Origin of the sequence: Sphingobacterium sp. 1.A.4, from assembly GCF_002734245.1 — a bacterium.
Taxonomy (GTDB): domain Bacteria; phylum Bacteroidota; class Bacteroidia; order Sphingobacteriales; family Sphingobacteriaceae; genus Sphingobacterium; species Sphingobacterium tenebrionis.
This window is the reverse complement of record NZ_PEAZ01000047.1, coordinates 35,443-46,031: the sequence shown is the minus strand read 5'-3', so window position 1 is coordinate 46,031 and position 10,589 is coordinate 35,443. Positions and strand designations below refer to the sequence as shown.

General features: G+C 39.5%; 7 protein-coding genes. 5 read left to right on the top strand and 2 right to left on the bottom strand.

Going from position 1 to position 10,589, the window contains the following annotated elements; all coding sequences use genetic code 11:
* Positions 1-534: 534 nt before the first annotated feature.
* From CRJ00_RS07365 to CRJ00_RS07345, 5 genes are all read left to right on the top strand, one after another.
* Entirely contained in the window at positions 535-1,572 is a 1,038-nt protein-coding gene (locus CRJ00_RS07365; protein ID WP_099366222.1) for a FecR family protein, read from the top strand.
* A gap of 181 nt (positions 1,573-1,753) precedes the next feature.
* A complete protein-coding gene (locus CRJ00_RS07360) occupies positions 1,754-5,077 on the top strand; it encodes a SusC/RagA family TonB-linked outer membrane protein (RefSeq protein ID WP_218962194.1) in 3,324 nt (1,107 codons plus the stop codon).
* 11 nt (positions 5,078-5,088) lie between these two features.
* A complete protein-coding gene (locus CRJ00_RS07355; protein WP_218962193.1) occupies positions 5,089-6,921 on the top strand; it encodes a RagB/SusD family nutrient uptake outer membrane protein in 1,833 nt (610 codons plus the stop codon).
* Positions 6,922-7,018: 97 nt separating this feature from the next.
* Positions 7,019-7,987 carry a BT_3987 domain-containing protein gene (locus CRJ00_RS07350; RefSeq protein ID WP_180268445.1) on the top strand — a complete coding sequence of 323 codons (969 nt, stop codon included), beginning with the start codon at positions 7,019-7,021 and terminating at the stop codon, positions 7,985-7,987.
* A 24-nt stretch (positions 7,988-8,011) separates the two neighbouring features.
* Positions 8,012-8,836 carry an endonuclease/exonuclease/phosphatase family protein gene (locus CRJ00_RS07345; RefSeq protein WP_099366220.1) on the top strand — a complete coding sequence of 275 codons (825 nt, stop codon included), beginning with the start codon at positions 8,012-8,014 and terminating at the stop codon, positions 8,834-8,836.
* 30 nt (positions 8,837-8,866) lie between these two features.
* Here the strand turns inward: CRJ00_RS07345 and CRJ00_RS07340 are convergent, their stop codons facing one another.
* Complete coding sequence (locus CRJ00_RS07340) at positions 8,867-9,466, bottom strand: RNA polymerase sigma factor (protein ID WP_099366219.1); 600 nt, start codon at positions 9,464-9,466, stop codon at positions 8,867-8,869.
* Positions 9,467-9,652: 186 nt separating this feature from the next.
* On the bottom strand, positions 9,653-10,519 hold the full coding sequence (locus CRJ00_RS07335) for an EamA family transporter (RefSeq protein ID WP_099366218.1): 867 nt from the start codon (positions 10,517-10,519) through the stop codon (positions 9,653-9,655).
* Positions 10,520-10,589 lie beyond the last annotated feature (70 nt).

Here is a 10,589-nt window from a genome sequence, read left to right as displayed (position 1 = left end):
GAAGAGGGCAAGCACAGTATGAGCATACTGAATGCAATAAAGAACAAACTGGCGCTCAGGATTGCCGCAGTCATCAGGGATAGGTCAAAATATATGGACAGGAATAAGGCGCAGATCTAGAAAAGACCAGACCCGGGAAAAAGAAATATCGGCCAAGTGGGCTAAAAAGTTATTCTGAAAAATTTTGAGCCATCAAGCTCTAAAAATTTTTTGGAAATAACTTTTTGGATAGGAAAACTATTGAAGGAAAAAAGTAAAAAAATAGTTGGTTTAATCATAACAATCATTGCGAGGAGGAACGACGAAGCAATCTTCCCGCATGTCATGCTGAGCGTAGTCGAAGCATCTGTTCATTGGTATTCGTATAGATCCTTCGACGCAGCTCAGGATGACAAAGTCGAAAGATTGCTTCGTTCCTCGCAATGACGGGGTGGCTCGGAATAACGTAAAAATAATAAACCTGAAAATCAATAACTTACAAACATTTATCGTCCCTCAACCCTACCATAATCCAAATTCAGGATATATATAGGTATGACCACCAAAGAAATATTGACCTTACTTGAAAAGTTTAAGTCTGGAAAACTCAACAACCAAGAGCTATCCAGATTAAAACAGCTATTTGAATCATCATCTGCTCTCAAAGATCTCCTCCAATCCATGCAAATGGATTATGACCTATTGAAAGTACAAATCCAAGAATACCCAATCTACCCTAACCAAGAAAAAACAAAAAACCGCATATTACAATCCATATTAAACCAAAATCCCCACAAATCAACAAAACGGTTTCCTTTCCATTACTTGGGTTGGGCTTTGGTTGCATCCCTTGTAATTGCAGGCATATTCCTATATCCTAAAAAATCAACAAAGCAACAAGAAATCGTTTGGGAAACCATCAGTACCTTACATGGCGAACAAAAACACTTCAGGCTTTCCGACAGTACTGAAATAAAGCTTAATGGAAATTCCAGCATTACCTATGCAAAATCTACTACCGGTCAACTTCGAATCGTTAAGTTACAAGGAGAAGCATTCTTCGATGTGGCAAAAGATCCGCAAAGACCTTTCCTCATTTTATCCAAAGATTTTGTAACCCGAGTAGTTGGTACCTCCTTCAATATCGATTCTGATATTGAAAAATCTGTAGAAGTCAATTCGGGAAAAGTAAAAGTTTTTCAAATGGACGAAAAGACTTATTCAACCCTGTTAAACCAAGATTTTACCAGTCTTGAAACACAAATAACTCAATCAACAGGCCATAAAGTTGAGCTGAACAAAGGCGAAAGAGCTGTGCTAACAAATAACAATTGGGAAGTCAAATCTTTTACTAATAACAATTGGTACAATAAGGAATTGGTGCATTTCGGAGAAAAATTGAGCACCATCCTTAAAAAGGCCTATCGTTATTATGGCGATTCTATCACCGTTTCACCGGAGATTGCCAATACAAAAACCACCATCACCTTCAAAAGAAAAAGTATTGAACAAGTATTACAAACACTTGCGGAAATGAATAATGCTAACCTCATTAAAAAATCTGATCAACTATGGGAAATTAAAAAGAAATAATAGCTAACACTTTTAAAAAAACAGGAGTGCCAGGCACCCCTGCAATTATTTTTCTGTAATCAACTTGCCTGAGAAACTAACTGATTAGCAGAGACAATCAACAAAGTTTTAACCTTTATTAATTTATGCAAAGATGCAAAAAATTCGACTCATTTTATATAACCCTAACCTACGACAGATTATGCGTAAATCATTTATGCTCTGGAGTTTTCTCCTTACCTGCTGTATCGTATTCGCCAGTACAGAATCTTACGGACAGAAGGAGTTGCTAAAAACAATAAAAGTAGATTTTAAGAATATCAGTCTGCAAACGGCATTGGAAGAATTGCAAACCAAATACAATATTCCTTTAGCCTATAATAACGATGCGAGTTACTTGAAATCCAAGGTGAACTATTCGGGGAAAAACACCGCTCGAGAGGTGCTTAATGCCATACTGGCAAAACATAACCTCACCATTGAAACCAAACATGATTTTGTTCGCATCGTGAGCAAACCAGCGCCACGAAAAACCGGCCCTACATCTCCTCAAAGTGAAATTACGGGTACCGTAAAAGATACAGATGGTAATCCCTTAGCAGGGGTAACTGTATACCAAAAAGGAAAACAATCCAATGGGACCACTACTGACTTGAACGGTAAGTTTATCCTGAATGTTCCAAACAATAGTGAACTTGTTTTTCAGATTGTAGGTTACAAGACTATTGAAACAAATATTGGAACGAATAAATCCATCGAGGTTACCATGGAAATCACGGAAGCAGGAATCGATGAGGTGGTGGTTGTCGGATTTGGTACTCAAAAGAAATTGTCTGTTGTGGGTTCGCAGTCAACTGTAGAAGCGAAAAAACTACAGGTCCCAGCAGCAAACCTCACCAATGCTATAGCTGGAAAGGTTTCTGGGGTTATTGCAGTACAACGTACAGGAGAGCCTGGTTTTGATGATGCGGGGATTTGGATCCGAGGAATTTCGACTTTCAGCCAAGGATTAAGTGCTCCATTGATTTTGGTGGACGGTACACCTAGAAGTATGTCCAACGTAGATCCAGAAGATATAGAAAGCTTTACAGTGCTAAAAGATGCAGCTGCAACTTCCGTATATGGTGTTCGTGGTGCCAACGGGGTTGTCATCATCAAAACCAAAGCTGGACAAGCAGGAAAACCAAAATTCAGCTTCCGGTATTATGAAGGGGTTACCCAATTCACCAAATTACCAGAATTCGCAGATGGTATAACTTATATGCGGATGTCAAATGAGGCATTGACGAACCGAGGAGCTGCTCCAATCTATAGTGAAGAAAGAATTGAAAAAACGGCGAGTGGAGAAGATCCATACCTCTATCCTAATGTGGATTGGATGGATGTCCTTTTCCGGGATTTTGGTCAGCAACGTAGAGGAAACCTGAACATCAGCGGGGGATCTGACTTGGCAACCTATTATGTTGGTACCAGCTATTACGACGAAAATGGTTTATATACTGAAGACCCTAGTGTGAATTATAACCAACAAGTAGGTTATAAGAGGTACAACCTAACCTCCAACCTGACAGTAAGACCATCCATCAATACAAAGATTGAATTGGGAATCCAAGGTTACTTGGCCAATGCCAATTATCCGGCAACGGGAAATGGCGATATCTTTGCCAATGCGTGGATGGTAACTCCTGTCCTACACCCGGCCATGTATGAAAACGGGACGGTACCTGACCAAAGAGCTGGCTCCTTGGTCAATCCATATGCCCACTTAACCCAAACAGGATATGCCAATCAGTGGAGAAATCAATTGTTTTCTAACCTTCGGGCAACCCAACAATTACCATTTATCACCAAAGGACTTTCCGCTACGGCGATGTTCTCCTTCGATGTTTACAACTATACCAGTATGCGAAGAACAAAACGTCCAAGTTCTTATTTGGCTACTGGTAGGGATGAAAATGGTGAAATGCAATACGAGCAAACCTTTGAAGGCGATCGTTTCTTAAGCTTTGCAAGATCTTCACAAGGGACTAGGACCATCTATTTAGAAGGTGCATTAAATTATAACCGCTCTTTTGGAAAACATACCACAACTGGAATGTTGTTGTTCAACAAGTCCGACGAGTTGAATTCGCAGGCAGGAACATTGATTTCTTCCCTACCCTTCCGATTTTTAGGTTTGTCGGGAAGAGGAACCTATTCCTATGCTGATAAATACTTCTTGGAAGCCAACTTTGGATACAATGGTTCTGAAAACTTTGCACCTGTAAATCGCTTTGGATTCTTCCCATCCGTTGGATTGGCTTGGGTTTTGAGCGAGGAAAACTTCTTTACGAGTTTAAAAGAAACATTACCCGTTGCTAAATTAAGGTTCTCCCATGGTAAAGTAGGAAGCAGCAGAATCCTAAGTGAATCAGGTGAGACCCGTTTTGCCTATATCTCCACGATTGCCAATACTGGTGGGTATAACTTCGGAAAAGATAGAGGAAACAATTATGCTACTGGATATAATATTGGTGAATATGGTGTTAATGTGACTTGGGAAACATCTATCAAGAGCAACTTAGGTATAGATTTACAGACCAAAAACAATGAATTTAGCCTACAATTTGATCTATTCAAAGAGCGCAGAGAAGGTATTTTCCTTCGTCGTGGCAATGTACCAACCTATGTAGGTTTACAGACGGCACCATTCGGTAACTTAGGAATCATTGATAATAAAGGTTTTGATGGATCCATCACGTATACCAAAAAGTTCAATGATTTCGGATTCCAAATCTTAGGAAATTTCACCTTGAACAGAAACAAAATCGTGGAAAATGACCAACCTGATCCATTATATCCTTGGCTAGATCAAAAGGGTCAAAAATTAGGTCAACGTATGGGTCTTGTAGCTCTGGGTCTATTCGAAACGGAAGAAGAAATTGCCAATGGTCCATTACATTCGGGACTTGTAAGACCAGGAGACATCAAATTTCAAGATGTTAATGGTGATGGAAAGATTGATGATTTTGATAAAGTGCCAATCGGATATGGAACAATTCCTGAATTTGTATATGGATTTGGATTTAGTGTAAATTATAAAAACCTATCCCTATCTACCCTATTCCAAGGTGTAGGTAATGTGGATGTACATATGAACGGTGAAGGTTTAATGCCATTCTCAGTATCCATGAGCCGTGGTAACCTGCTGAGCAATATTGAAGATCGTTGGACTATTGACAACCCTCGTCAGGATGCTTTCTACCCTCGTTTATCAGATGGTAGCCCGAACGGAAACTACCAAACATCCACCTGGTGGGTGAAAAATGGCCGCTATATCCGATTAAAAGACGTTCAGTTATCTTATATGTTACCTAAAAATTGGACAAATCCCATCGGTCTGAACAATGCGAATATATTTTTCGCAGGATACAACCTGGTTACTTGGACACCTTTCAAATTCTGGGATATGGAATTAGGGGATGGCCGTGGAACCCGCTATCCAAATGTCAAAACGTATAGTTTAGGTCTAAATGTTAACTTTTAATCCTTCCAATCATGAAATTTAATTTAAAAAATACCATAACACCTGTCCTTGCTGCAGCTCTTTTGATGCTTGGAAGCTCCTGTCAAAAAGAATTCCTGAACCAGGTACCTGATGACAGGTTATCGCTGGAGGAAGTATTTAATAGAAGAAAACTTTCCGAGGATTGGTTGGCAGGAACGTACAATTTTATACGCGATGAAGCACACCGAACCAACACTACTCCTTGGGATGTTATTTCGGATGACAACGACGTATCGCAACGAGGAACTCCTTTTCAAGTGAATCTTGGTAACTGGAATGCCTCCTCCAATTATTGGAACTTCTGGGACCATTATTATAAAGGCATTCGTACTGCTACAACCTTCATTAATAACATTGATGGAAACGAGGAAATTCTCCAAGAAAGAGAAGGTGCAGCTCTAATCAAAAAGAGAAAAGCAGAAGCTCGGTTTTTAAGAGCATTCTTCTACGCAGAAATCCTAAAACAATATGGGCCTTTCATTATCATTGGTGATGAGGAAATTGCACCGGATCTCCCTTTAACGGATCCTAATATGCAGATGCCACGTAGCTCCTATGATGAATGTGTAGATTATATTGTCACTGAGCTAAACTTAGCAGAAGCTGACCTAGATGTGGAACATTACGCCAATGGAGATAATGTCTTGGAGAATGACATGGGAAGAGCGAGTAAAATTCTTTGTAGAGCCGTGAAAAGCCGTGTATTACTTTATGCGGCAAGTCCATTGAATAACGGGAATCAGGATTATTTAACTCTTGCTAATAAGGATGGAAAATTATTGTTCAGTTCTAGTTATGATATAAATAAGTGGGCAAAAGCGGCTGAAGCTGCAAAAGAGGTTATTAATTATGCTGAATCATCTGGAAAATTAGGCCTTTACCGAAAAAATAAATCAAATGGTGAACTGGATCCGTTTTTATCCTATCGTGACCTTTTTCTGGATTCTTGGAACATTGAATGGATTATAGGTAGGAATAACAATGGTTTATCAAGCTATCAAAGATCCTGTACCCCAAGATTAGCGAGTGGATATGCTTCCATGGGTCCAACCCAGCAATTGGTGGATGCTTACCGCATGGTAAATGGGGAGTCTCCAATAACCGGATACAATGCCGCAGGAGTTCCCAACATCAATTCCGCAAGTGGTTATTCCGAAACAGGATTTAGTAGCTTTCAGGCACCTGGTTCCACACGTGCAAAGAACACGTTCAATATGTACAAGAACCGTGAACCACGCTTTTATGCAACTATAACCTATTCTGGTAGTGATTGGATCAATACAACCTCCAGCTTGGGCGTTCGAGAAATCCAACTGTATTATACTGGAGAATCGGGAAAAGGGGGATCACACGATTATTCAGAGACTGGATACCTTTTCCGTAAGAACGTATCGCCAACCTATCATCCAGCGCAGAATAACGTCGCGAGACCTCATGTGATGATGCGCTATGCAGAAATACTGTTGAACTATGTAGAAGCGCTAAATGAGTCTAGTCCAAACAATCCTGATATCCTAAAATATCTGAACCAAATCAGGGAACGCGGTGGAATCCCTGCATTATCTGCAGGTTTATCGCAAGCGGAGATGAGAAACCAGATCCGATTGGAAAGACGTATCGAATTGACCATGGAACATCTGCGTTATTTTGATACCAGAAGATGGAAGGTTGCAGAACAGACTGATGCTGGACCAATGTATGGTATGAATGCAGAAGGAGGAACCTCCAATACCGATCTTGCCTTCTTTAAAAGGACAAGGTTTGAAAGCCGGGTATTCCGCAAAAGCTTTTATTATTTCCCTATTCCACAAGCGGAAATTTAACGTAATCCAAATTTAGTTCAGAACCCAGGTTGGTAAATCTAACCCAAAAATGAAAGGATCAATGAAAAGTCTAGTTAATAAAAACATAAAAAAAAGTATGCGATTATCCGCATTACTGTTATTATCCTCCCCGCTGTTCTTCTTACAAAGTTGTAAAGAACAGGCTTTGGATGTCGAAAACCAAGATCAGTATACCAAAGTTTTCATGCAATCCGCTAGTAACGGTGCTGTACCTAAAAGTTTGGCCATTAAAGATGAATGGACCAATATTGCTTTTGGAGCTGGCTATGGCGGATTCAGTATATTAAGCAACCCTGTAACCGTAAATTTTGAGATTGACCAAGAAAAGGTAGATCAGTATAACCAACAGAACAATACAAATTATGAATTGCCACCTGTCGAAAGTTATAAAATTTCCAGTCCGTCTGTAATCATTCAACCGGGAAATGCCGGATCTAATAATAGTAACCTGGAGATAAACCCTATAAAATTGGGCGGTACAAAAACCTATATTATTCCCGTTTCTATCAGTGATGTTCAACCCAGCCTACCAGTTAATGAAAACCTTAGGACTACCTTTTATCTGGTAAATGGAGTCTATGAATCAAATCCTTTTACACCAATCTCGATTGAAGGTTGGGAGATTCACGATTATTCGGATGATGATTACGATGGTGCCGGTGGAAGAGCTAAATATGCCATTGATGGTACCAAGGAAATGATTTGGTTATCCACCTATCGTCGAGTTAACGGTTGGAGGCCGCCACATCCGCATTACTTGACCATTGATATGAATGCCACCCATTCGCTCCATGGAATTACATTATACGGAAGAACAGGTGCTAATAATGCCTATCTTTTTCCAAAAAATGTACTTATACAAACATCCAATGATGGAAATACCTGGACTGATGCTGGTCTATTCAGCATTGTAGCCTCCTCAGAAGATACATCTGCAACCATGTATTTTGAGAAAAGTGTAAGCTGTCGTTATTACAAAGTAACGGTATTAAGCAGTGCAGGTAATGGCGATACCACTTCGATTGCCGAATTGGTAGCATTCTAATGTGTGATTTAATCTATAGATAACATGAAGAAATTAATTGGGTTAATCATAATGGGCAGCATGGTTTTGGCATGCGGAAAAGGTGGTGGAGGTAATGAACCTGTTATCGACCCTCCAAAAAAGGATATCATTGTAAAAACAATGACCTATAATATCTTTGGCGCTAGATCTGGAGGAATTCCAGATCTAAAGGTCATCGCGGAGGTCATCAAAAAAGCAGATCCAGATCTTGTTGCGCTTCAGGAAGTCGATAAAAACTCTGACCGCAACAAACACAATGGCGATATTGCCAAAGCACTGGGCGAAATGACAGGTATGGATTATCATTTTGTGAAGGCTATTGATATAGCAGGTGGTGAATATGGCGATGCCGTACTTTCAAAACTTCCCGTAAAAGAAAAGAAAGGATTTAACTTGGAAGTCGATCCTGCTTTGGGAGGAGAAAGAAGATCTGTTGCACGCATATTGGTAGAAAAAGACGGCAAAGAATTCTATTTCATCAGTACGCATTTTGACCACTTAAGTGATGAACGAAACAGGATCAAGCAGGCCAATGATTTCAATGCACTATGTAAAACCTTTGGGAAACCGATGATTGTAGGTTCCGATTTTAATGCGCTACCAACATCTAATACGATGAACATCCTGAAGACCTATTTTACCGTTGGCTGTTTAAATGGAAACTGTAGCCAGTTTACTTTTCCTACCCCAACGCCAAACAGAACCATTGACTATTTGATCTATCAACCTCTGAATGCCTTTACACCTCAAATGTATTCGGTGTTCACGTGGGCGAATAAAGAATCGGACCATTACCCAGTAATCGCGAATTTTAAAATAAACTTTTAATTGAATTAGGATCTACCGGAAGAAATTTCGTTAGATCCTATTGAAAAAAACCAGAATTAAAATGGTTTTCAAAAGGATATCATGTTCTTTAGCGATGTAATCTTTAATGCTTTTCATCGCTAAGGACATATGTTCCTTTACCGTTTGGGTGGAAATCTCCAGATTACCTGCAATTTCTTTATAAGTCAAACCTTCCTCTCGAGACATTCTAAATATACGTTTCCGCTGAGGTGGTAAAGTATTTATCGCGAGATTGTAGATATTGGCATATTCCTTATCCAAAATCGTTCGCTCAACACATTCTCCCCCTTCGATCTGTTCATGTTCTGTGGCATCAACTTTTAACATGATGGAGGCACTGATCTGCTTTTTGATTTCTTTATAAACTAAATTTCTGGTTATTCGGAAGATGTAATGCCGAATGGGATGAGTGGTTTGTATACGTTCGCGTGCATTCCAAAGATTCAAAAAAGAATCATGAATAATATCATCGCAAATTGCTTCATCTTTTATATATTTTTTGACAAAATAATACAATTCTTTTGCCAGGCTATTGTAGATGAATACAAAAGCATCATGATCACTGTTTTTTAATCGTGAATTTAAACTAATGTCTGAAATATAGTCCAAAGTTTAGGCTCCTTCTCTACCCAAAATTAGGTATAACGTATTAAGTAATTGTTAAACCTAGTTTATCTAAAAATAATGTCCACCTTGTGGTTTTGAATTTGGTTATTTAATTAAATCAAATATAAGGTAATACACATTACATGTCAAGGAGAATTAACATAGATTTAATCGATATTAAACTTAAGCTTAATTAACTTCAGCCTTCACACTTTCCTCCTTGTTGAAAATCGTCGTTCCAATACTTGCCAAAACCACACAGGCCACAGATGCCCATTGCATACCGGTCAAGAATTCCCCTAAAAAGATCAAACCCGACAATGCCCCGAAGGCAGGCTGCAAGCTGGTCAGGATACTAAAGGTCTTTGCAGGCAATCGACCCAAGGCAAACATATCTAAAGAAAATGGCAGGGCACTAGAAAAGATCGCTACTCCAAGTCCTTTAAGGAATAAACTTGGGGTAACATCCATAATGGCGCCATCCCAAATGGCGAAAGGAACTATAAAAAAAGTAGCAATCAGCATGCCCGTACTTACAGCATGTCGGCCATCCATGATTTTGGAAACCTTTCCTCCTACCACAATATACACCGCCCAGAAAGTACCAGCTACAAAGGCCAATACCAATCCTATGATATCGATGGAATTATTCTGCCAGGGCACGATCAAAAGGATCCCTAAACAGGCTAGTAAGGCCCAAATCACATCCAACCATTTACGGGAAAAGGCAAAGGCCAGGAAAAGAGGACCGATAAATTCTATGGTTACACCTAAACCTAAAGGTATGCGCTGAATGGCCATGTAAAAGATCAGGTTCATTGCGGCAATCCCCAAACCGTAAATCGCACAGTACAACCACTGCTTTTTATTGAAGGAAAATATGGGTGGTCTATTGATCAACAACAATAATATAGCTGATAAACCAATTCTTAAGGTACTTGTTCCAATTGGACCAAGAGCGGGAAAAAGTTGTTTGGCAATGGATGCCCCACCCTGCACGCAGACCATGGATAATAAAGCAGCTGTAACAGCTAAATTGGCGTGTTTTAATTTCATTGCTATGGGAATTGCATGGCAAATATAGGTATTCCATGCCTTGTTTATTAAAGGAAAAGAAATGTTTATT